The following is a 23,520-nucleotide window of genomic DNA, read 5'->3' as shown; positions in this document are numbered from 1 at the left end:
GAGCTAGCAACAGAGGTTTTACTTGTTTTGTTCTTGACAAGCTCTGCAAGCAGAATAAAACGTTAAATTACTTTAACTTAAATTGATTTACGATCGCCGCCAGTTGTTCGTTGCTGCTTGCAAGATTACGCGTACTATCCATGGTTTGCGCACCATTTTCGGTAAGCTGACCAACCATGTCTTGAATTGCCGTCATATTGCGATTTATCTCTTCACTTACCACGCTTTGCTGCTCTGCGGCTGCGGCAATCTGAATCCCAAGATCATTAATTTGAACCACTGATGTCGCCATTGAGTCCAAGCTATCGTTTACGTTGGAAGTCGTGTCAGCGGTTTGTTGACAGCGACGCTTGGTGTCGTCCATAGCCGTAACGACTGAGCTTGTTCCTTGGTGCAACTTACTCAACATTTCGTTAATTTCAGATGTACTCTGTTGGGTTCTTGCGGCCAAAGCTCGTACCTCATCAGCTACGACAGCAAACCCACGCCCTTGATCTCCGGCACGGGCCGCTTCGATAGCCGCATTCAAAGCCAATAAGTTAGTTTGATCGGCAATCTCACCAATAACACTAAGCACAGAACCAATTTTTTGAGCATCATCACTCATGGTTTGAATATTGAGTGCCATGGCATCAACTTCATCAACCAAGGCGGCTACACTGCTTACGGCACCGTCAACCACACGTTTAGATTGCTCTGCTTCATCACTGGTATTTTTCGTAAATGCCGCAGATTGAGAAGCGCTTTGCGATACACTGTCTGCCGTCGAGCTCATTTCATTTACTGCGGTTACCACCTGATCAGTTTCTACAGAGTGAGAGGCTAAGACGGTATCGTTAAGCTCGGTCTGGGTCTTGAGTTGTTCGATACCTTCTGAAATATGTTCGCTAGATTGGGATACTTCCAGCATCATCGCTTGTAAGTTGCCGATGAAGGTATTTACAGCTTCTGCGATTTGGCCCAGATCATCCTTGGTATACACATCAAGGCGTCGGGTAAGATCACCATTGCCTTGTGATAACTCGACTATTGTGCTTTTTAACGCAAGAATTGGTCGATACAGCCGATTCAGCACAAACAAAATAATCGCGGAAGCAAAGAGAATCAATAACCCAGCAGTGAATAAAGATGTTTCCAACGCCTCATCGACCTCTGCGTAAGCCATTGATTTATCAATACCTACTAACAGGTGCCAGTGGGTCTCTTTATCAAGTTCAATAGTTTGAAAGTAAGCTATTTTTTCAATACCACCTAAGCTGTAGTTAAAAATCCCACTAGCGCTAGTAAGAACTTTACGCTCTAGTTCTGCTAATTCGGGGAAGTCAGACAGTTTGGTTTTACCGGGAACATCGACTTCACCAGTTGAAGCGATGGTTGTACCCTGGTTGTCATATAAACCAGTCATTGCTCCTGGGAAGGGAGACTGATTAACAACATCGGTAAGAAGGCTCAATTCTATATCGGCAAGTAAAACACCACGAAACTTGTCTCCATCGAAAAAGGGTTCTGCAATGCTGACCATCAGGTTGCCCGAAGATGACCCGGTATAGATACCAGTAATTACTGTGCTACGCTTCTGCTTGGCAGACTTATACCAACCTCGTGTACGCGGATCATAAATAAATACACTGCGCATACCACTTTGAGCCCCATAAGAGCGGCCGTCCTCAAAGCCAACAACGATATCTGATGATTGGGTGGCGTTTGCAATTTGCTTAACCATTAAAGCGAGTTGCATATCACCCCGATCAGTCGCGAAGTCTGGCGCTGTTGCAATAACACCTTGTTTAATGGTATTAAACCAGTCTGTAATCTTATCTGACGAACTACTAATTTTAAGCATTGAGTATTCATCAACATTGCTCAGAATTGAGGTTGAAAGTTGACGATAGGAAAGAGAGGTCGAAATTGCTAAAGAAGCAGTTAATAATAAAACGACAACCGCGATAATACGGCCCTTAAAACTAGATAATATATTCACGTAATCCTCATACTCTTAAATACGTTTTGTTATAATTATTAATAATTTTTTCATCGCGTGATAGTTATGAGCTTATATTCATAGCTAACAGCGTTATTGTAAATAATCCAGCCTTAGCCTAGACTTTAAATTTCATTATTTTTATTAATTATTTTATATGGTAAATCTCAATAAACGACGAGAACCTCAGCGACATACTACAATTTGAACTCGCTTTTTTCGTTGTGGAAAAAGCCATAATTGACTAGCGAAGCAGTATCAGCTACCAAGCGCACATAGTTAGTTAGAATCAAAGCATAGAAACCCATCCATACAATTGATTATAAGAACTAAAGCTTATAAAAAAAGTGACGCTTCTCACGCATGGGAGCGTTTTCAATGAAAATCGAAAATTACATACATCAGTGATACGTTTTTATCGTGCCAGAATAAATATGTCATTTATGACAAAGTTGCAGCAATAGCTATTGATTAAACGAGAGGGGGCGAAAGCGTGTGAGCCATATTAGAAATATGCCCACATTTGAAAATCGTAAAAATATTTATTTAACAAAATTAAAACCATAAATTTTAATATTGCCGATTAAACGCAACATTAATTAATAGAGCGTGGATATTATTTATTATTCTTAAATGTATACTTTATTTTTATGCGAAATAATATCAGCCATAGTAGCGTTCGCAATTTCTATTGGGGCTTTGCTGCCAATATCTATTATCTATACCAAAGTTACCTCAAGATACTCGTTTCAGCGAGGATTTTGAGGTAGCTTAGGTATATGCTCACACGCACCAAATAAGTGCGAATTCATTATTCATCGCACCAATATGGAACGAAAGGCAGTGTTGCATATTAAGCGGTATATTTTTAAAACACTCTTCTCTTTATTTCTAATGCACGAATTACGTGCGCTAGAAACAATCACTGTCTTTTCAAAAACAAACAGTTACCACTATCAATATGTGTATGCACCAATATGACACCCCATTATGGTTCACGCTGGCATAAAATATGCTTGATAAGCAATTAGCATATTAAATGCGTATAAAAAATAGAAATACCTAAACACAATATTAATGTACAAGGATGTGGTGACGTTTGTGGACAATATTAGTCATGCTGTAGAAACGCTAGTTCAAAGTTCTGACACTTTATTTATTCTATTGGGTGCAATCATGGTACTTGCCATGCACGCAGGTTTTGCCTTTCTAGAAGTCGGTACTGTTAGACAAAAAAACCAAGTGAATGCTTTAGTCAAAATTATTGCCGATTTTGGGTTTTCTGCGATGGCTTATTTCTTTATTGGTTACTGGGTCGCATACGACGTCACTTTCTTCTCAAGTGCTGAGCAGTTAAGTGCGATTAATGGCTACGAATTAGTGAAGTTTTTCTTCTTAATGACGTTTGCAGCAGCCATTCCCGCCATTATTTCCGGTGGTGTTGCAGAGCGAGCTCGCTTCTACCCCATGCTCGTGGCATCTTTTTTTATCGTTGCTTTTGTCTACCCGTTTTTCGAAGGTATCATGTGGAATGGTAATTACGGCTTTCAGGGTTGGTTAACCGAAACATTTGGTTTTGGGTTCCATGATTTTGCGGGATCAGTGGTTGTGCACGCTGTTGGTGGTTGGATAGCCCTAGTTGCCGTTGCCATGTTGGGTATTCGAAATGGTCGTTACCGTGGTGGACGTTTAATTGCCTTTGCCCCATCTAATATTCCGTTTCTCGCTTTGGGGGCTTGGATTTTAACCATTGGTTGGTTCGGCTTTAATGTTATGTCGGCACAAACAATGGGCAGTATTAGTGGTCTTGTTGCTGTAAATACGTTGATGGCGATGGTTGGCGGTATTCTTACGTCCCTTTTTGTTGGAAAAAATGACCCAGGTTTCATTCACAACGGTCCTTTAGCTGGTTTGGTTGCTGTATGTGCGGGTTCTGATCTTATGCACCCCATTGGCGCCTTAGTAACTGGTGCCATTGCCGGTGCGCTTTTCGTATGGCTATTTACCTATATTCAAAACCGTCTTCACCTTGATGATGTATTAGGTGTATGGCCACTTCATGGCGTATGTGGTGCTTGGGGCGGTATTGCTGCGGGTATTTTTGGTAGTGAAGCGTTCGGTGGTTTAGGTGGTGTAAGTTTAGCAAGTCAAGTCATTGGTACACTGGCTGGTATTGCTATTGCGGTTATCGGCGCTTTCATTGTTTACGGCATCATCAAGAAAACTGTTGGCTTACGCTTAACTGACGAAGATGAATACAAAGGTGCTGATTTAGCTATCCACAAAATCGGGTCTGTTAGCGAAGATTAAAAACTATGAACAATGGCTAAAAGCCATATAAACAAAAGATATAGACAGATAATATAAAGGTAATCCAATGAGCCACACAAGACGTGTGGCTCTATTTATTGCACGCAATAGTACTATTTCGCGACGACCATCACATCTAAACCGACTCTAAATTGTATGCTGGTTTCACTTTTGCGACGATGTGATCTATATAATTAGGAATGTCATTATGATTACCGTAGCCTTAGTTGACGACCACCTTATGGTACGTTCCGGTTTTGCTCAGTTGCTTAATGTCGAATCTGATATTGAAGTAAGAGGGGAATATGGTCGTGCAAGTGAGGCCTACACAGCATTGTCAGTGTCTGATATCGATGTTGCGGTTATTGATATCTCGATGCCCGATGAAAGTGGCCTAATTCTATTAGAAAAACTGCGCGCAAAACATCCTAACTTTAGAGCCATTATTCTTAGTATTTATGATTCAGCGTCTTTTGTAAGTAAAGCAATTGAAGCTGGCGCATGTGGGTACTTATCTAAACGATGTGGCCCCGTAGAATTAGTGACGGCCATACGTACCGTCGCCAATGGCGATCGTTACCTCTGCGCCGATGCCTTGTTTAACCTCAGTAATGCGCCTGTCGCGCCCAAGGCCTTAGACGCATTAACCAAACGTGAATACGAGGTCTTTACTCATCTTATTCAGGGTAAAGATGTTAAAGAGGCTGGCATCATACTTTCCATTAGCTATAAAACCATTCATGTTCATCGCGCTAATATTCTCAGCAAACTGGGGCTGTCTAATAACGTCGATCTTATTCGTTTTGCGCTTCAACATAAATTACTCGCCGAATAAATCATGAATCAAGCAGAGCACCTCAGTAATCGTTATTTTTCGTATTCTTTTAGCTTTATTATCTATAGCATCAGTTGGTTTTGCTTATGGAGTATCAGCAGCTACCTCTCCGCTGATTTACTACTTGCAGGGTTATTTCTTCCCACCGGATTAAGACTCGCGGTATTCGTATTAACCGCTCGCCGTTATTGGCGATTATTTGTCATTAGTGAATGCCTGATTTCAGCATGGCTACTGTCTATCATCAACCATCAACCTCAGGACATATTATTATTATTGTGTCCATTTTTCAGCTACTTCCTCGCGATTCCTTTTACTCATAATTGGCGAAAACTAACAACCTATTGGCAGAAATTACTCGCCTTGGTGTTATTGGTCTTAGTACATGGCGTAATCATGGGCATCATGATCCTATTATTAATGAAGCCATTAGATTTATCACTTCAATATGCCTTTTCGTGTGCGATTGCCTCCATTACTGGCGGTGTGTTGCTGACCCCGTTCTTGTATCTACTTTATGATTACCTCCATCATAAAATCTGGATACCATTAAGCCCAACCTTAGTGCATAAAGAAATCACCCTTCGCCCTTCGGCGTTACTCTGGAGTATTGCTTTTTTCTGTATAGGGCTCGTTGCTGAACTCACACTATTAGATCAAATGAAACCTCTCGGACTATTGATCATTCTGTTACCCAATATTTTTATGGCTTATCACTATGGCTGGCAAGGCGGTGTTCTTGCCACGGTAATGAACAGCATCTTGCTCACGACGGCTCGTCAAATTTCAGGCTCATTTACTACAGACCAAGAGTTACAAATTTTTATCACAACACAAGCTTTAGTCGGGCTTGGATTGGGGATAGCGATAAGCCGCCAATACCTACTAGCCCAAAAATTACAACAAGCGAACAAAGATCTGGCTGATGAACTTGCAAGCAAACAATATCTCGCTTGCCAATTAGTACAAGTTGAGGAAAACATTAGAAAATCAGTGGCACGGGAACTACACGACGAAATTGGTCAGAATATTACGGCCATTCAGATCCAAGCCATGCTTGTCGACCGAACAACTCAAGAACTGAATACAAAAAATACCGCAGAAACAATCAATACGTTAGCCATGCGCATACACAGCACAACTAAACAGCTGTTAACCCAATTACGCCCACATATTCTTGATGAGCTAGGACTAGAAAGCGCATTACGCCAGCTTGCGCACGAAATGAAATTTGCTGAGCGTCAGATCGACTTTAAAATCAATATTGGTATTGCCACCAACAAGCTCGATGACATTACGGCAGTCACGCTGTATCGCATTGTGCAAGAGCTATTAAATAACGTCACCAAGCATTCACACGCCACAGAGGTACAGCTGAGCTTAGTACCCGGCGATATTTTTAGCCTTGAATTACGAGATAATGGCTGCGGCTTACCAACGAATTGGCGTAGCAAGGGGTTAGGTTTAAAAGGAATAGAAGAACGGGTTAGTGCTCTAGGCGGTGACCTCTACATCGGACAAAATAAAAGCCACACTAATCAAGCTAACAATACATTCGACACCAATAAAGGCACTCGAATTATTGTTAACTTGCCCACAAAAATCACCTCAAGTTAAATAATCTAGGAATTTTTCCTAGTCATTTACAAACCTGTCTCATTCTTTATCGTAATTCTTTCCGTACTATTCATTCAGGCAATAGGGAGATAGCGCCGCCATGATAGGTTTCCTAACATCAGAGCAACCTACAAAAATAATAACCGATAAACAACAAATCGACGCTACGTACAAATATTGGCGATTGCATTTAATGTTTTCAATGTATATCGGTTATGGCATGTTTTATTTCACCCGAAAAAGTCTCAACTTTGCCATGCCAGCCATGTTAGCTGATCTTGGCTTGGAGCATTCAGACATCGGGTTTCTCGGCACCCTATTCTATATCACGTATGGCGTATCAAAATTTGTTTCTGGCATGGTCAGCGACCAGTCTAAACCAAGCTATTTCATGGGATTAGGCTTGATCGCCACCGGAATCATCAATATTGCATTTGGTTTAAGTTCATCTCTGGCAATGTTTGCCATTTTGTGGACATTGAATGCTTTTTTCCAAGGCTGGGGTTGGCCCCCTTGTGCCAAATTGCTCACAACATGGTATTCCCGTACAGAGCGTGGTTTTTGGTGGTCAATTTGGAATACTTGCCACAATTTAGGGGGAGCTTTAGTCCCGCTGGGTATTGGTTTTACCGCCATGACTTGGGGTTGGCGATATGGCTTTATTATTCCCGGCATTCTGGCAATTTTAGTAGGTATCGTGCTCTGTTTTCGTATGCGAGATAAGCCTACAACCATGGGGTTACCCACCGTAGGTCAATGGCGAAACGATGAATTAGAGTTATTACAAGAACAAGAAGGCCGTGGGCTATCTTTTCGTCAAATATTGAAAACCTATGTCATTGGCAACAAATATATCTGGTTGTTGTGTAGCTCGTACTTTTTAGTGTATGTGGTACGCATTGCAATTAATGATTGGGGAAATCTCTACTTAATTGAACGTCATGGTTTTGATTTATTTTCAGCCAATGCCGCCGTTTCAATGTTCGAAGTGGGAGGATTTCTAGGTTCATTGTTTGGCGGCTGGGGTTCAGATCGATTTTTTCATGGTAATCGAGCCCCCATGAACTTAATTTTCGCATTGGGTATTTTCATTTCTGTCGCCGCACTATGGCTTACACCTATGAATAACTTTTCAGTCTTGGCTTGTTGTTTTTTCTCCATTGGATTCTTTATTTTTGGTCCACAAATGATGATTGGAATGGCTGCAGCTGAATGCTCACACAAAAGTGTTGCTGGAACAGCAACTGGATTTGTCGGCTTGTTCGGATATTTAGGAGCCGCGCTAGCAAGCTACCCAATATCATTGGTTATCGAGCAATTTAGCTGGGATGGTTTCTTCAGCATAATTACATTTTCAGCCGCCTCTATTGGCCTGCTGATATTACCCTTTGTTAAAGCACAGCAGCCTTCAATTACTGCAACCTAGTATGATCAACCGCCTTATGTGTACAAACTAAACTGGCGTTATCTAGCTTCTGAATAAAGTTACCCAATAGCCCATAGGCTGTTGGATGATAAAGATTTATCGCAGGATGCGATAAAAACACAGTGTCACCTACCATCGCTCTATGACACTGCATTTATAATAAAAACAGAGGACATAATAATGAAAGCTAGAACACAATATAGTCTGTTAGCTGCCTGCATCATTGGTTCAGCATTTGCCGTACCAACAGCAATGGCAGAAGGCCGGTTAGTTGTATATTGCAGCGCCACTAATGCCATGTGTGAAGCTGAAACCAAGGCTTTTTCTGAAAAATACGACGTGAAAACATCTTTTATTCGCAATGGTTCAGGCAGTACATTAGCGAAAATTGAAGCAGAAAAGAAAAATCCTCGTGCCGACGTATGGTACGGCGGCACATTGGATCCACAGTCCCAAGCGGGTGAAATGGACTTACTGCAGGCCTATAAATCACCACAACTTGAATTCATCATGGATAACTTTAAAGATCCAGCCAAACGTAAAGGCAATTACTCATCTGCCGTTTACATGGGTATTTTAGGCTTTGGCGTGAACACTAAACGCTTAGCAGAAAAAGGCTTAGACATCCCACTTTGCTGGAGTGATTTAACCAAGCCAGAATACAAAGATGAAATTCAAATCGCCGATCCACAAAGCTCAGGTACTGCCTACACTGCATTGGCAACCTTCATTCAATTATGGGATGAAGATAAGGCATTTACATACTTTAAAGATCTCGATAACAATATCTCCCAGTACACCAAATCTGGCGTTACCCCATCTCGTAACGCAGCACGAGGTGAAATCGCAATTGGCATCGGTTTCTTACACGATTACTCATTAGAGCAATCAAAAGGGGCACCATTAGAACTGATCTCTCCTTGTGAAGGTACTGGTTACGAAATTGGCGGGATCAGCATACTAAAAGGTGCTCGCAATATTGATAACGCTAAGTTGTTTGTTGACTGGGCACTGTCTAAAGATGGCCAACAGCTAGCATGGCAAAAAGGCAAATCATTCCAAATTTTGACCAATACTCAAGCGACTCAATCACCCAATGCGCTCGATCTAAAAGCTTTATCTCTTATTGACTACGACATGGAAACCTATGGTTCGTCTAGCGAACGTAAACGCCTGATCAATAAGTGGGTAAACATCGTTAAAATGGGCGAGTAATTCCCTCATAATATTTGAGCAGTGCTGAGTGCTGCTCACTTTTTCCGATATTCAATATAACGAGATTTTTCTTGGGGCTTTTTACACCTCAACGTTAATGAACACATTAATTAAACAACTCGATTTTGGTAATTAACAATGAATAACTTAGCAGCTGAATCAGACTTAAGGCAGCTTCAAAGTTCAGAGCAACGCGACCCCATTTTTTATTGGATCATCGCCTTGATCGGAGCCTTTGTGTTATTGCCCTCTTTTTCCCTCGATTACGGTGTATTCGAATCGACGTCTCAAGAATTTAAAGAGGCGATGGGTTGGAGTGGAATGAACATTTCGTGGCTATGGTTTACCATGCCTTTAGTACTGTTGATCCGCCCTTTTCAGGCACAAGACAAATACGCAAAAAAGCGTCACCAATTTGATATCAGCTATGCTGGTTTCTGTGTGTTATTTACGTTGTTGTCATCTTGGTACACCGAACAAGGCTTAGGCTATGCCACTATCGTCTTATTCATCACCCTAGGTTGTGTAATAACACTGGCTTTAGCTCGACTGGAATATCTCGGCGGTGATATTTTTGTTATAGGTGCATTGGTTAGTATTGTTTCATTAATCAGTATCTTTATTATATATCCAAGTATCGCCATCTTTGTACCTATGTTCCAAGATGACATGGGTAACTTCGTGATGTGGCAATTTGTTGAGATTTTAGGCCGCTCGCAAATTATTCAGATCATTTTAAATTCCATCATGCTGGGTACCTCAGTGGGCGTTGTCGCGACCATTTTTGGTCTTGTATTCGCTATTTATACCACTAGAATCGCTAAGCGTTCTGCCTTTATCGCACGTATTTTCTCAATATTACCCATTGTTACGCCACCCTTTGTTGTCGGCCTTGGTGTTACTTTAATGCTAGGACGCTCAGGGTATATTACTGAGCTTATGGTTGATTGGTTTGGCTTACAGCACACGAACTGGTTATATGGTTTCACTGGGATTTGGATGGCACAAGTTTTAGCCTTTTCACCAATGTCTTTCATGATCCTTGATGGTGCAATGAAGTCGCTTTCTCCATCCTTAGAAGAGGCCTCTTACACTCTTCGTGCAAACCGTTATCAAACATTCTTTCAAATTGTAATGCCACTACTTAAACCTGCGCTGGCTAACTCATTTCTAATTATTTTTGTGCAATCGCTAGCTGATTTCAGTAACCCGCTAGTACTAGGAGGAAGCTTCGATGTATTAGCCACTCAGATATATTTTTACATTGCTGGTGCGCAGCTTGATTATGCATCTGCCAGTACTTTGGGTGCGGTACTATTAATCTTCTCTCTCGCTATTTTCGTTATCCAGTATATTTGGATTGGTAAACGTTCTTACGTAACCATTTCCGGTAAATCTTACCGTGGTGATGTACAACCCTTACCTACGGGACTTAAATATGGCGTCTCTGGTTTACTGTACTTTTGGATGGCATTCAATATCTTACTGTACGGCAGCATTGTCTTCGGCAGTTTCACCGTTAACTGGGGAGTTGATTACAGCTTAACGCTAGACAACTACATCAACCTGTTTGGTATGGGATTTAGCGAAGGGGCATGGCCGTCATTGCTTACCACCATGACCTATGCAGGTGTTGCAGCCCCACTGACTGCATTATTCGGCTTATTAATTGCTTACATCGTAGTACGCCAGCAATTTCATGGCAAAAAAGTGATTGAATTCGCCACCATGCTTTGTTTCGCCGTACCAGGAACGGTGGCTGGTGTTTCTTATATCCTAGCGTTTAATGATGCGCCGGTTTATTTAACGGGGACCGCTGTCATCGTCATAATTTCAATGGTAATGCGTAACATTCCAGTGGGAATTCGGGCAGGTATTGCAGGTTTGGGACAATTAGATAAATCACTTGACGAAGCATCACTGAGCTTACGTGCTAACTCATTTAAAACGATTACCCATATTTTAATTCCACTATTGCGCCCGGCTATTTTATCAACATTGATCTACAGCTTTGTGCGCGCAATGACCACGGTAAGTGCCATTATTTTCTTGGTAACGCCAGAAACCCGCGTTGCAACATCGTATATCTTAAACCGCGTTGAAGATGGCGAATACGGCATTGCCATCGCTTATGGTTCAGTACTGATTTTCGTCATGCTGGCCATCATATTGATTTTTGATGCCCTTGTGGGTGAAGCCCGCGTATCCCGTTCAAAAGCCAACAACCAAGACTAACGATTGGAGATAATAATTATGGAAAACGACAACTTTGTAGTTCTAAAAAATGTCTGCAAACGCTTTGGTGACAATACTGTTATTGGCAACCTTGATCTTGAGATTAAACAAGGCAGCTTAGTCACGCTACTTGGTCCATCTGGTTGTGGCAAAACCACGGTTTTACGCTTAGTAGCAGGGTTAGAAAAACCCACCAGCGGGCAAATATTCATTGATGGCGAAGACGTAACAAATACCTCAATCCAGCAACGCGATATTTGTATGGTATTCCAATCTTATGCCTTATTTCCTCATTTATCATTACATGACAATGTTGGCTACGGCTTAAAAATGCTGAAATTACCAGCCGCAGAAATTAAACAACGCGTTGATGATGCGTTAAAGCTGGTCGATCTATCAGGTATGGGAAATCGATTTGTCGACCAAATTTCTGGTGGTCAACAACAGCGTATTGCACTGGCGCGCGCTTTGGTTTTAAAACCTAAAGTACTGCTATTTGATGAACCATTAAGTAACCTTGACGCAAATTTACGCCGAAGTATGCGCGAGACAATCCGCGATCTTCAGCAGCGTTTCAATATTACCTCTTTATACGTAACGCATGATCAAACAGAAGCTTTCGCTGTATCTGATACCGTTATCGTAATGAAAGACGGCGAGATCATGCAGCAAGGTTCTCCGGATGATTTATACAAAACACCCTCATCAATGTTCATGGCAAACTTCATGGGTGATGCGAACATTTTTACGGGCCGTTATGACGGTGGACAATTAAACATCAACGGTTACTGCATTCCAGCCGATCCAGACGTGGTTCAAGGCAAAGCTGAAGGTGATTATCAAATAGGAGTAAGGCCTGAAGCTATTTTATTAACCAGCGAGGGCGAGCCTAGCCAACAATGCATTGTTAATAATGTGGTGTACATGGGTTCAATGTACGAAGTTGCCGTAACATGGCATGATCAAGAATTATTGCTGCAACTAAACTCGTCACAATTTGATGCCAATTTATCTGACCATGCTTATTTAACGATTAACCCTACAGGAATATTCTTATTACCTTTTGATGCGTAAGCTTTTTTTAACACGATAAAAAGCAACATTATTCTGCGCCCCTATCTGGGGCGTAATTCATCTTATAGACAAGCTACCTCAATACCAATCGAGACAAATATCTGCTCATCCTTGATGGTTAAAGTTTCTGACCATTTACTTAACAATAATACTATTACATCATTTTTTTACATTCATACATGACAGTTATTATTGTACGATGTATTATTGATATGAACTTTAATCAGGCACTAAAGTCTGATATCCCAATAACCAAACAAATACTCACCTTTAAACGGATAATTATATGAAAAAACGCTGGATTGCGGCTGCTATTACAACAGCGATCACGGTAGGTGCTGGATATTACTTCAGCACCAAAGATAGCGATACACTATCACTGCCTCTTATCACTGCTGAAATAGGTACAATCGAAAAACAAGCAATCGCAGTTGGGCAGATTGTTCCTGCACATTCAGTTCAAATTAAATCCCAAATTGAAGGGATTGTAGGCGAGATTTTTCATCATGTTGGCGAAGAAGTTGAAGCAGGCACCCCGCTGATTAAAATACGTCCAAACCCAACACCACAACGATTAACACAAGCCATTACAGAATTAATGTCGAGCCAGGCACAATTGGAATCGTCTAAACAAAAGCTCGCAAACCTTGAACGCCTAGTCAAAAATCAAGTTATACCCAAAAACTATGGTGACTATATTCAGGCAAAAGCCGATGTACGCCAAAATAATGCCAACCTACAGCAAAAACAGCAGAACTTAGACCTGATCCGAAGTGGCGAATCATCGGTGGGAGAATCAATCCTGACCTCGACCATTGTTGCGCCGATTACCGGCACAGTATTGAGTCTAAATGTTGAAGTTGGCGAACCCATTATTTCAACAGAATCAAATCAATCTGCCACACAGATGATGTCGCTAGCCAACATGAACAACATGATATTTAAAGGTAGTGTAAGCGAACATGACGCAGCGCAATTACACGTTGGTATGCCCGTTACCATGACATTAGCCCCTTACCCAGAAATAGAAATTACCGGTGTGTTAAGCAAAGTTGCAGTGCAATCTGAAAAGCTAAATTCAGCGCAAGAAACCACAACAGCACAGCGCAGTTTTGATAATGGCTTCCAAGTTGAAGTAAATAAAATTCAGTTTCCAGAAGGCCTAACTATCCGCTCTGGTTTTTCTGCAACCGCGCAAATCACTCTCAAAAAAGCTGACAAAATCACGACAATTCCAGAACGCGCTTTACAATTTACAGACAATAACCCTGAAGTATTGATCCCTGATGAATCAGAACAGGGCTTCCATACCGCACCAGTGAAATTAGGCTTGTCTGATGGTATCAATGTTGAAGTACTTTCTGGTTTAAAACAGGGCGAGGAAATTGTTGATTTCAGCATGATGGGAGCAGCACCCAATGCTTAAGTTGATACAAGCAACTGTTGGTGTAGCACCTAGAAATAGACGGTTGCAACGCGTAGCTATACTCTTACAAAAGTCTTATCGAATTGTAGGCGGTGTATTTCTTATTGGCATGGCAACTCCCACGTATGCCATTACAATTGAACAAGCATGGGAAGCCTCTAAAGCCTTCGACCCTAGTTACCAAAAAGCACAAATTGATACTCAAATTAGTGAAACGAATATTCGTTCAAGCCGAAGCGATTTGCTGCCCGGCCTGAACGCGAGTGCAACTTCAAGTTGGAATGATGATGGCAAAAACACCAATGGTTACTCGGTGGGGTTAAGCCAAACCATTTGGGACAGTGCTAAGTGGTCGGGCTTAAATGCCTCAGAAGCTTTTTATGTGTCTTCACAACTACAAGAGCGCCAAGCTCACAACGACCTTGCCGAAAAGTTGATCACCGCTTACCTCAATTTAGCGAAAGCGAATGGAGATTTACGCTTAGCACAGCAGAAACTTGATGAAGGGCAAAAAATGCTCACTATCACTGAACAACGCTATGCTGCCGGCAGTATCATGATTACCGAAGTAGAAGATATGCGAGCGAATCATGTTGATGAACAAGCGTTAATACTGCAAAACCAATCTGATATCGATACATTACAAGCCGCGTTAACCGCTTTAATCAATCAAGTACCCAACTCGATCAATGAAATAAGTACAACATCTCTGAAACAACCTGTAATGCAAGTGAATAGCGAGAAAGAATGGTTAGCACTTGCTCGCAATAACAGCCCCGAATTACTGGCTGCCCAACAAACATTGAAAGCTAACCAATTCCAATATGACCAAGCAAAATCCGGATACTACCCAACCGTTGCAGGTTCTATTAATTACAGCGATAACGACCGCCGTAACCGTGACGATTTAAGTGCTAACATTAAATTAAATATTCCTATCGATTTAAATGGTTCAACACGTGCAAGTGTCGATCGTTCAAGCTTAACGCTTAACCAAGCCAAGCAAGATATACGCATTGTCGAAATCAATATAAAGCAAACCATCCAGAGTCGCTTTACTCAAATACAGCTCGACTGGCAGCGCGTAGAAATAGCACAACAACAAGTCGCATCACGTGAAAGAGCCTTAAAGAGTAAGCAAACCGTTTATGACGCAGGTTTAGTAGATGCAAGCGATATTATAACGGCGCATAATAATCTATTCATCAGTAAAAACAGCCTACAATCATTGCTTTATCAATACTGGCAGCACCGCGTGTCATTATTGAAATCGGTAGGGAAACTGGATGATGAAACAATCAAACAAATATCAAGAGCGCTTGCAGCATGATGCCAATGTTACAGCAAATTGTGCAGATGCTATTTGCCCACCGGCTTCGCAGTCTACTTGCCATTATTGCGATTGTATGGGGAATCGTTTCTGTCTTAGTACTAATGGCATTAGGTGAAGGCTTTTATCAGGTAAACGCTAAGTCATTTTCATTATTAATGAGTGACACACAGCTAGCCGTGCCAGAAATGACCAGCAAGCCTTGGCAAGGGTTACCTGCACGGCGCCAGATCACACTCACAGAACCTGAATTCCGATTATTAGAAAAACAATCTGCGATCAAAACAGTATCGGTGTTATACCGGAAATGGGATGCCAGCGTCACAGACATCACTGGGCATACTTTACCCGGTTATGTGCGTGGTGTTGATAATCACTATGTTGATATGCGTAAAGTCAAACTCGTACTAGGGTCGCGTAACATCAACCAGAGTGACCTTAACAACCATAACCGCATTGCCATCATCGGTTGGCAGTTGGCAAAACAAGGCAATCTAGCCCTGGGTGACAAGTTAAGGGTTAGTGGCATCCCTTTCTTAGTCTCTGGCATTACTCAACAAAGTGAAGGAGGCATTTCAATGGGGCGGGAAGATAATCAAGTGATCATTCCCAATACTACTTTCTCTGATCTATGGAACGATAAACCCAGTCAAATTATGGTAACGCCAGCGGAAGGTATTTCAGGCGTTATTCTTCGCCAAAACCTATTGTCATTCTTTGCTAACCAAAAACATTTTGACCCAACAGATAAACGAGCGGTTTGGTTACCTGACTTTAGCCAAGACGCGAAATTTTTTACCGCTTTGCTACGTGGTATTCAAATGTTTCTTGGGGCAAGTGGGGCAATGACCTTAGCGGTTGGTGCCTTAGGTGTCGCCAATATCATGTTTTTATCGGTTACAGAGCGCACACGTGAAATCGGCGTAAGGCTGGCCATTGGGGCTACTCCCAATAATATTCTGGTGCAATTTCTACTTGAGGGTGGAATCTTAGTCGCAATGGGCACCTTACTCGGCGTTAGCATCTCTTATGGGGTAGTTACACTCATGAATCAGATAGGATTACCAGAATGGCTTGGCAGCCCGACAATGACCCTAGATGCTATCATGATGGCATTGTTTGTTACCGCTATTTTAGCGCTATTAGCCTCTTTCTTTCCGGCACGCCGTGCATCGAACCTTACGCCTGTTATCGCGTTAAGTGCGAGGGCATAACATGCTGCCATTACGACAAATAATACACGAAATGACCGCAGAGAAAATGCGCCTAGGGCTAACGATTTTAGCCATTGTGTGGGCGACAGTTTCTATCGCATCTATGCTCGCCATTGGTGAAGGTTTGCGTCAAGGGCTTATTCGCACCACCAGCAATGGTAACGGTAATCTGATCATGTTAACGGGTGGTTTTGCGACGAAAGATTATGGCCAATTTTCAAAAGGGAAACAGCTCAACCTTAAACCGGATGATGTAGATGTACTACGCGCACTACCTTCAATTGAATCCGCAGAGCCAAGTGCCACATGGGCAGAAGATGTTAGGTATAACGATAACGGTACATGGCAGCAACCCTTAGCCGTTTATCCTCAATACCAAGCATTGACGGGTTTAGAAATCGCCTCTGGCGGTCGTTGGTTCAATCCTTTAGATATGAAAGAACAACGTAAAGTCATTGCTCTCGGTCACAATGCGGCAGTCAGTCTATTCAATGAAGATGATGACTTCGATTGGGATAACATCCCCGACTTAACGACCTCCCCTATCGGAAAGCAAGTGAAGGTCGGCGAAGAAAATTTCACCGTTATTGGGGTACTAAAGCCTAATACCTCCAATATAGAAAATGGCACACCGATTGATTTTGCTATTTTCGTCCCCTTTACAACATGGTCACGCTTCAATGCTAACTCACCCATTGGTGCAATTAATATTCAGCCAGTTCAAGGCGTAGATCGTGAGAAAGTTGCCACTATGGCTAAACAAGTTATTGCTCGAAAATATGGCGCAAGCATGGATGATGAACAGCTTGTTCAAACGCAAGACATGTTATTAAGACAAAAAACCATGCGCCAATTTTTAATCGGGTTGCAAAGCTTTTTAGGCATTATTGGGCTCGTCACATTGGCAGTTGCTGGTATTGGCATAGCCAACGTGATGTACGCCACCGTAAAGCGAGCCACCCGTGACATCGGGGTAAGAATGGCGGTTGGGGCAACACCTAACGACATCAAATTACACTATTTAACTCAAGCTTTTATCACCATCGCTGTCGGTGGTCTGATTGGACTAGGGCTAACATACGGCTTAGTAAGCCTACTGCAAAACATCCCCATTCAAGGTAATGGATTATATGATTATCTCGGACAGCCTACCCCTGAATTATCATTCACTATCGTTAGCCTCGTTATCTTGGCATTAAGTATTGTTGGTATCGCAGCAGCATGGTTTCCCACTCGTCACGCCGCCAGTATTACACCATTAGAAGCATTGCAAAGTGAGTAAGCATTCATGAACCCTATTTCGACATACACCAAGCCTCTCGTTCAGCTTAACGGCATTAGCAAGCACTATAAAAATGGGGATGAAGAGGTTTACGCACTCGATGGTGTTGACCTCACCATTCATAACGGTGAATTCTTATCAATACTCGGGCCATCGGGGTCGGGGAAGTCGACACTTATGAATGTACTCGGATGTTTAGATAAACCGACTTCGGGTAATTATCAATTAGACAATAGCGATGTATCGGCCCTAAGCAGCACGCAACTCTCTGCTATTCGTAACAGTAAAATTGGTTTCGTATTCCAAAGTTTTAATTTACTGGAATACGCCACAGCTTTAGAAAATGTCGCACTACCACTGGTCTATGCTGGCGTAAATTCAAAAACACGCCGAGCAAAAGCGGCTGAACTGTTAAAACGCGTAGGATTGGGCGACCGTATGAACCACAAGCCCAATCAGCTTTCTGGAGGTCAAAAACAACGGGTTGCTATCGCTCGTGCCCTCGTTAACGACCCGCAAATCATACTGGCAGATGAACCCACAGGGGCTTTGGATTCAAAATCAGGCGCCGAGATTGAAATGCTATTTAATGAGTTACACCAAGAAGGATGTACCTTAATTATTGTGACTCACGATAATGCCCTAGCACGACGTACTAAGCGTATTCTTAGTATAAAAGATGGGAAAGTGGTGAGTGACGAAAAACTTAACTAAGGAGGCTTTACACACAGTAAAAACGTCTGAAAACGTAAAGCACCTTATAGCCTTGTTACTCTAATAAAAACAAGGATGATTGGGTGCTTTATTGTATTTGTTTAATAAACAAGAACCCAGCCTATGCAACACCGAGAGCACTGTCTAGAAAACCAGTCTTTATTTTTGCATTTGCCTATATCTAACCTAGAGTAAGAATAACTTCCAAGGCAAAAGAGGGATCTTATGCAAAAATACTTTAACAACCTCACCATCAAAGTGATGCTAACGTTTTCAGCTCTTGTACCACTTATCTCCTTCGCTATCATTTTCGGAATACTGTATTTTTCAACAGAAAGGGCAAAAACGTCGAACGAATGGGTTGAGCACACTTATGAAGTCATTGATAAAATTGATTATACCCTTTTAAACGTAGTCAATATGGAAACGGGTTATCGCGGCTTTATGATAACCAATAATGACGGATTCTTAGAACCCTATGAAGGAGGAATTGAAGCTGTAAAACAGTCCCTATCAAACCTACTAACGTTAACCGCAGACAACAAAACCCAAACTCAACGATTCCTCGAAATTGAAGCAAAGCTAGAAAGTTGGGTAACGAATGTTTTACAACCGGGTATCAACTTAAGCAAAAACAACGGTAATACCATTGAATATGTTAACTCGGGCACTGGAAAGCAATATGTCGACAGTATCAGACAGATACTCTCAGCAGCAAAAAAAGATGAAATACTACTAAAAAGTGAACGTTCGCAAGCATTTAGTAATGCAGAACACGATACGCTAATGTACACCGCTGCTATTATTCTAATTTTTGGCTTTATTGGCTTTCTCACCTCACACTTAATCTCTTCATACATCCGAACAAACATTGCAAGCGTTGTTAAAGGAATGCTGAAGTTAGAACAAGGTGATCTTTCTTATAAAGTCACTAACGATCAAGGTAAAAATGAATTATCGCAGTTAGGCAAATCCTACAATAAAACACTAGACAAACTTAGGTCACTTATAAGCGATATAAATAGCATTACAAAAGAGTTACTAACAGCCTCATCCGATCTCGCGTCATCTGCATCGCAAACAAGTAAAGGCGCAATGAAGCAAACCGAACAGCTTGAGCTTACCGCAACAGCTATGATGGAAATGACAGCAACAGTGACAGAGGTGGCACAAAATACAATCAGTGCAGCAGATACTGCGATAAAAGCCGATGAGTACAGTAATTCGGGTATTAACGTGGTCAAAGTGATGAACAACGATATCACCGTACTCTCAGATGATATTACGCAAGTCTCAGATGTCATCAGCACTCTCGCCCAAGAGACAAAGAACATCAACACCATCCTTGACACAATTAAGGGTATTGCGACACAAACAAACCTTTTAGCCCTCAACGCTGCGATAGAAGCTGCACGTGCTGGTGAACAAGGCAAAGGTTTTGCCGTTGTTGCAGAAGAGGTTCGAAACCTTGCAAGTAGCACTCAAGGAAGCGCTAGTGAGATTTCTGAAATGATAGAGAAACTCCAAATTGAAACCAGCAATGCAGTGTCGAAAATGGAACAAAATCTATTAAGCGCAAATAACGCAGTTCAAAAAACAGAGGCAGCCCAAGATTCACTTAATGACATAAAAACAGCCGTCAATCTTATACAAAATATGAGCCACCAAATTGCAGCTGCAGCAGAAGAACAACAAACAACATCAAATGAAATCAACAAAAATATCAATGCAGTTTACGACGCAGCCAAAGATGCGACGAATCAGTCAAACTTAACCGCCCAACTATCTGAAAACCTGACGACCATTTCTAAAAACTTAAATAAAAAGCTCAGTACTTTTACAATGCAAAATTAAACATCATTTAAACCCGCGTTGATACTTTATTTAATAAATCTCGATCCAAATACAATAAAGTATTAACGCGAAAAACACATTGGACCTATCCAATACCCCCTGCCTCAATTAACATTATTCAGCCGAATTACCTTTGCTATTTATCATCAACATTACCTCTAAAAAACAATTATTTACCACCTACCGATTTCACCTATTTATTATTCTTTATAATTTACATTGTTGTTCTTGCCCTCCCCTCTGCATCATGATCTAATCATCCTCTATCTTGCTGTATTACTAGAGGTTATATTTGACCAATTCCTACAAATTCACCCTCGCCGGATGTGCAGCCATTGTGCTGTGGAGCTTAACGGTGGGCTTGCTCCGAAATGTAGCAGAACAACTTGGCCCGATTGGTGGCGCAGCGATGATTTATAGCGTGAGTTCGCTGTTTTTGATTGTCACATTAGGGGCGCCACGCTTGCCTTCATTCTCTACTCGTTATCTATTGATTGGCGGCGGTTTATTTGTAAGTTATGAGATCTGCTTGTCTCTGGCTTTAGGAATGGCAAACAATCGTCTTCAAGCTATTGAAGTCAGTATTGTTAACTATTTATGGCCCTCTTTAACGGTGCTGTTAGCCGTTCTTGCCAGCAAAAAGAAAGTCAATGTTATTATCTACCCATCCATTTTACTGTCATTCTTTGGGGTAGCGTGGACAATGAGCGGTGATCAGGGCCTTTCCCTTGAACGCTTAGTTGGCAATGTAGCAAGTAACCCTGCAAGTTATTCAATGGCGTTAATTGGTGCATTCTTATGGGCAATATATTGTAATGTTACCAAGCACCTTTCTAATGGAAAAAATGCCATTACATGGTTCTTTATCGCGACGGCTATCGCGTTATGGATCAAGTACTTCTTTAGTGATGAAGGGGCATTGGTATTTACAACGCAATCTGTGATTGATTTATTATTGGCAGGCATTGTAATGGGCAGCGGTTACGCGTTGTGGAATATCGGCATCATAGGGGGAAACATGATGCTATTGGCTACGCTATCGTACTTTACGCCAATATTTTCGACGTTCTTATCCGCATGGATTTTAGATATTTCATTAACAACGCGCTTTTGGCAAGGTGTGGCAATGGTAACGATCTCTTCACTGCTGTGTTGGTGGTTCAGTAAAGATAAAAGATAGCAGCCTATAAACTCAAGATGCAGGATTCAGAGTGTTCTCAGTGAGTTTTGCTGAAACGAGCATCTTGAGGCAACTTGGGTATAGTCCGTCAATTCGCAACTTTAAACTGAGCAACGAGTTGTCCCAGTTTTTCACTTAGTTGTTGCAACTGCAGGCTGGCGGATGTATTTTGCTGCGCTAAATCTGATGAACCATCAGCTAACTGGCTAATATTGTGAATGTTTCTATTTATTTCTTCAGACACGACATGCTGTTGTTCCGCCGCCGCTGCGATTTGCTCGTTGGCTGCAGATATTTGTATAACAGCCGTCGCGATCTGGTTCAAGGCGTTAGTAGCTTGATCTGATAACTGCACATTTTGTAGCGCTTCATTATGTCCGGTATGCATGACAGTGACAGCGCTGCGGCTACTGAGTTGTAGCTCACTGATCATCGTATCGATTTCAGCAGTTGACGTTTGAGTCCGTGTCGCTAAATTTCGGACCTCGTCAGCCACAACTGAAAAACCCCGACCTTGCTCACCCGCTCTTGCCGCTTCTATCGCCGCATTCAAAGCTAATAAATTCGTCTGCTCCGCTATACCACGAATTACATCAAGTACCGTACCAATCTCCTCACCGCCTGACTCAACACTATTAATTGTCTCTTGCGCCTGATTCAGATGCGAAACTAAACTATGAATTCCCTCAGCACTCGTCGTAACCGCATGCTGACCATCCAGTGTTAGTTTAGTCGCTTGCTGTGCCGATACCGATGCTGCTTCGGCACTAGTGGCTACCTCTTGTACAGTGGCCGCAAACTGATTAATTGCTGTCGCAACCTGTTCAATTTCTGCCTGCTGCTGAGAAACACTCTCCGCTGCTCTCTGATTCGCCTCTGACAACACATTAGCATCATGCTGTAATGCTTTAGACGTTACTACAACTTCACTCACCACATGGTGTACTTGTTGTAAAAATTGATTCACACTACTGGCAACATCACTAAGTTCATCGTCACCTTTCATCTCAACTCGGCGAGTTAAGTCCCCATCCCCGTTAACCAGCTCTTTACTTACAGATGCCAACAACTGAATACGTCCCACCACATTGGTGTATAACAACAACAAACTGCCACTCACGAATAATAGAATAAGTGACGCCCCAACTAATAGCGCATACCTTGATAGCGAGAGCTGTTCATTAAGTTGTTTACTCATACTTTTTGTTAAAATCAAGTAAGCCTGATTTAAGACATCAAGAGCCTTCAGCGCCGGAGCATCATTAATTTTCACAGCAGCATCAATATCGTGTGTATTGTAGCCATTACTGTACATACTGGCAGCCTGTTGAGCAGCATCACGGTAGGCGGTAGCAACTGATAAGATAAGCTCTAGCGCTTTTTGCTCCTCCGCACTGAGTTGAGACAAGTTACGGTAAGCAGTAATTTGAGTTGATAGCTGCTGATAATTATTCTCTACTCGGGGTAAGTACTTATCATCCCCTCGTAGTACATAATTCTTAAAATTATGGATCATTCCACCATAGCCAAAGTGTGCTTTCATTGCTTGTAAATGCGTTTGTCGGGATACTATCTCAACCTGATAGTTATTCCAATTTTGATCAATCAATCTTAAATTGAATATAGAAAGTACAGCCAATGAGCTAACGAGAATAACCAACGTCAGAAAGAAGAATGTGAACTTACCTTTAATCGTTAAAGAGAAAATAGAATATTTACGGGCCTCTGCTGCGTGTTCCGATCCATGGCTACGTGCAATCATCATTCACCCACTCAAGTTACCATTAGATGTTATGTAACAAGTATAGGAGCAACTAGTTGCATTAC

At 41.9% G+C, this 23,520-nt stretch carries 16 protein-coding genes; 14 read left to right on the top strand and 2 right to left on the bottom strand.

Annotated elements, in window-relative coordinates; genetic code table 11:
- Positions 1 to 67 precede the first annotated feature (67 nt).
- Entirely contained in the window at positions 68 to 1,981 is a 1,914-nt protein-coding gene (locus C9J12_RS04725) for a methyl-accepting chemotaxis protein (protein ID WP_107241656.1), read from the bottom strand.
- Positions 1,982 to 3,058: 1,077 nt separating this feature from the next.
- On the opposite strand from C9J12_RS04725, the gene C9J12_RS04720 reads away from it, so the two are divergent.
- The 14 genes from C9J12_RS04720 to yddG all read left to right on the top strand — a co-directional run bounded on the left by C9J12_RS04720 (position 3,059) and on the right by yddG (position 21,693).
- Positions 3,059 to 4,291, top strand: coding sequence for an ammonium transporter (locus C9J12_RS04720; RefSeq protein ID WP_227876271.1), 1,233 nt, complete (start codon positions 3,059 to 3,061; stop codon positions 4,289 to 4,291).
- A 208-nt stretch (positions 4,292 to 4,499) separates the two neighbouring features.
- Positions 4,500 to 5,126 (top strand): response regulator, encoded by a 627-nt coding sequence (locus tag C9J12_RS04715; protein WP_107241655.1) that lies wholly within the window; start codon positions 4,500 to 4,502, stop codon positions 5,124 to 5,126.
- Positions 5,127 to 5,129: 3 nt separating this feature from the next.
- Positions 5,130 to 6,743, top strand: coding sequence for an MASE1 domain-containing sensor histidine kinase (locus tag C9J12_RS04710; protein WP_107241654.1), 1,614 nt, complete (start codon positions 5,130 to 5,132; stop codon positions 6,741 to 6,743).
- Between the two features lie 100 nt (positions 6,744 to 6,843).
- The gene (gene uhpC, locus C9J12_RS04705) at positions 6,844 to 8,169 is read left to right on the top strand and encodes an MFS transporter (protein ID WP_107241653.1); all 1,326 of its coding nucleotides are present in this window, start codon (positions 6,844 to 6,846) and stop codon (positions 8,167 to 8,169) included.
- Between the two features lie 180 nt (positions 8,170 to 8,349).
- Complete coding sequence (locus tag C9J12_RS04700) at positions 8,350 to 9,384, top strand: ABC transporter substrate-binding protein (protein WP_107241652.1); 1,035 nt, start codon at positions 8,350 to 8,352, stop codon at positions 9,382 to 9,384.
- Positions 9,385 to 9,522: 138 nt separating this feature from the next.
- Positions 9,523 to 11,619: an ABC transporter permease gene (locus C9J12_RS04695; RefSeq protein WP_107241651.1), complete on the top strand. Its 2,097-nt coding sequence runs from the start codon at positions 9,523 to 9,525 to the stop codon at positions 11,617 to 11,619.
- Between the two features lie 18 nt (positions 11,620 to 11,637).
- Positions 11,638 to 12,693 carry a ferric ABC transporter ATP-binding protein gene (gene fbpC / locus C9J12_RS04690; RefSeq protein WP_107241650.1) on the top strand — a complete coding sequence of 352 codons (1,056 nt, stop codon included), beginning with the start codon at positions 11,638 to 11,640 and terminating at the stop codon, positions 12,691 to 12,693.
- Between the two features lie 286 nt (positions 12,694 to 12,979).
- Positions 12,980 to 14,119, top strand: a complete 1,140-nt coding sequence (locus C9J12_RS04685) for an efflux RND transporter periplasmic adaptor subunit (protein WP_107241649.1) — start codon at positions 12,980 to 12,982, stop codon at positions 14,117 to 14,119.
- Positions 14,112 to 15,449, top strand: a complete 1,338-nt coding sequence (locus C9J12_RS04680) for a TolC family protein (RefSeq protein WP_107241648.1) — start codon at positions 14,112 to 14,114, stop codon at positions 15,447 to 15,449. The genes C9J12_RS04685 and C9J12_RS04680 overlap by 8 nt, the downstream gene beginning before the upstream one ends.
- Positions 15,446 to 16,663 carry an ABC transporter permease gene (locus C9J12_RS04675; RefSeq protein WP_107241647.1) on the top strand — a complete coding sequence of 406 codons (1,218 nt, stop codon included), beginning with the start codon at positions 15,446 to 15,448 and terminating at the stop codon, positions 16,661 to 16,663. The genes C9J12_RS04680 and C9J12_RS04675 overlap by 4 nt, the downstream gene beginning before the upstream one ends.
- 1 nt (position 16,664) lies before the next feature.
- Positions 16,665 to 17,945, top strand: coding sequence for an ABC transporter permease (locus tag C9J12_RS04670; RefSeq protein ID WP_107241646.1), 1,281 nt, complete (start codon positions 16,665 to 16,667; stop codon positions 17,943 to 17,945).
- Positions 17,946 to 17,951: 6 nt separating this feature from the next.
- A complete protein-coding gene (locus tag C9J12_RS04665; protein ID WP_107241645.1) occupies positions 17,952 to 18,659 on the top strand; it encodes an ABC transporter ATP-binding protein in 708 nt (235 codons plus the stop codon).
- A gap of 225 nt (positions 18,660 to 18,884) precedes the next feature.
- Positions 18,885 to 20,513 (top strand): methyl-accepting chemotaxis protein, encoded by a 1,629-nt coding sequence (locus tag C9J12_RS04660; protein WP_107241644.1) that lies wholly within the window; start codon positions 18,885 to 18,887, stop codon positions 20,511 to 20,513.
- Positions 20,514 to 20,805: 292 nt separating this feature from the next.
- Complete coding sequence (yddG, locus tag C9J12_RS04655) at positions 20,806 to 21,693, top strand: aromatic amino acid DMT transporter YddG (protein ID WP_107241643.1); 888 nt, start codon at positions 20,806 to 20,808, stop codon at positions 21,691 to 21,693.
- Positions 21,694 to 21,781: 88 nt separating this feature from the next.
- Here yddG and C9J12_RS04650 read toward each other — a convergent pair whose 3' ends face one another.
- Complete coding sequence (locus C9J12_RS04650; protein ID WP_107241642.1) at positions 21,782 to 23,458, bottom strand: methyl-accepting chemotaxis protein; 1,677 nt, start codon at positions 23,456 to 23,458, stop codon at positions 21,782 to 21,784.
- Positions 23,459 to 23,520: the final 62 nt, after the last annotated feature.

It is taken from the genome of Photobacterium frigidiphilum (assembly GCF_003025615.1).
GTDB lineage: Bacteria > Pseudomonadota > Gammaproteobacteria > Enterobacterales > Vibrionaceae > Photobacterium > Photobacterium frigidiphilum.
The sequence above is the reverse complement of the archived record's forward strand: the minus strand, read 5'-3'. Positions and strand labels throughout refer to the sequence as shown.

Excerpts from the sequence above, each read along its gene's own strand:
- C9J12_RS04720 (WP_227876271.1), top strand. The coding sequence starts at position 3,059 with ATGTACAAGGATGTGGTGACGTTTGTGGACAATATTAGTCATGCTGTA.
- C9J12_RS04715 (WP_107241655.1), top strand. The coding sequence starts at position 4,500 with ATGATTACCGTAGCCTTAGTTGACGACCACCTTATGGTACGTTCCGGT.
- C9J12_RS04710 (WP_107241654.1), top strand. The coding sequence starts at position 5,130 with ATGAATCAAGCAGAGCACCTCAGTAATCGTTATTTTTCGTATTCTTTT.
- uhpC (WP_107241653.1), top strand. The coding sequence starts at position 6,844 with ATGATAGGTTTCCTAACATCAGAGCAACCTACAAAAATAATAACCGAT.
- C9J12_RS04700 (WP_107241652.1), top strand. The coding sequence starts at position 8,350 with ATGAAAGCTAGAACACAATATAGTCTGTTAGCTGCCTGCATCATTGGT.
- C9J12_RS04695 (WP_107241651.1), top strand. The coding sequence starts at position 9,523 with ATGAATAACTTAGCAGCTGAATCAGACTTAAGGCAGCTTCAAAGTTCA.
- fbpC (WP_107241650.1), top strand. The coding sequence starts at position 11,638 with ATGGAAAACGACAACTTTGTAGTTCTAAAAAATGTCTGCAAACGCTTT.
- C9J12_RS04685 (WP_107241649.1), top strand. The coding sequence starts at position 12,980 with ATGAAAAAACGCTGGATTGCGGCTGCTATTACAACAGCGATCACGGTA.
- C9J12_RS04680 (WP_107241648.1), top strand. The coding sequence starts at position 14,112 with ATGCTTAAGTTGATACAAGCAACTGTTGGTGTAGCACCTAGAAATAGA.
- C9J12_RS04675 (WP_107241647.1), top strand. The coding sequence starts at position 15,446 with ATGATGCCAATGTTACAGCAAATTGTGCAGATGCTATTTGCCCACCGG.
- C9J12_RS04670 (WP_107241646.1), top strand. The coding sequence starts at position 16,665 with ATGCTGCCATTACGACAAATAATACACGAAATGACCGCAGAGAAAATG.
- C9J12_RS04665 (WP_107241645.1), top strand. The coding sequence starts at position 17,952 with ATGAACCCTATTTCGACATACACCAAGCCTCTCGTTCAGCTTAACGGC.
- C9J12_RS04660 (WP_107241644.1), top strand. The coding sequence starts at position 18,885 with ATGCAAAAATACTTTAACAACCTCACCATCAAAGTGATGCTAACGTTT.
- C9J12_RS04650 (WP_107241642.1), bottom strand. The coding sequence starts at position 23,458 with ATGATGATTGCACGTAGCCATGGATCGGAACACGCAGCAGAGGCCCGT.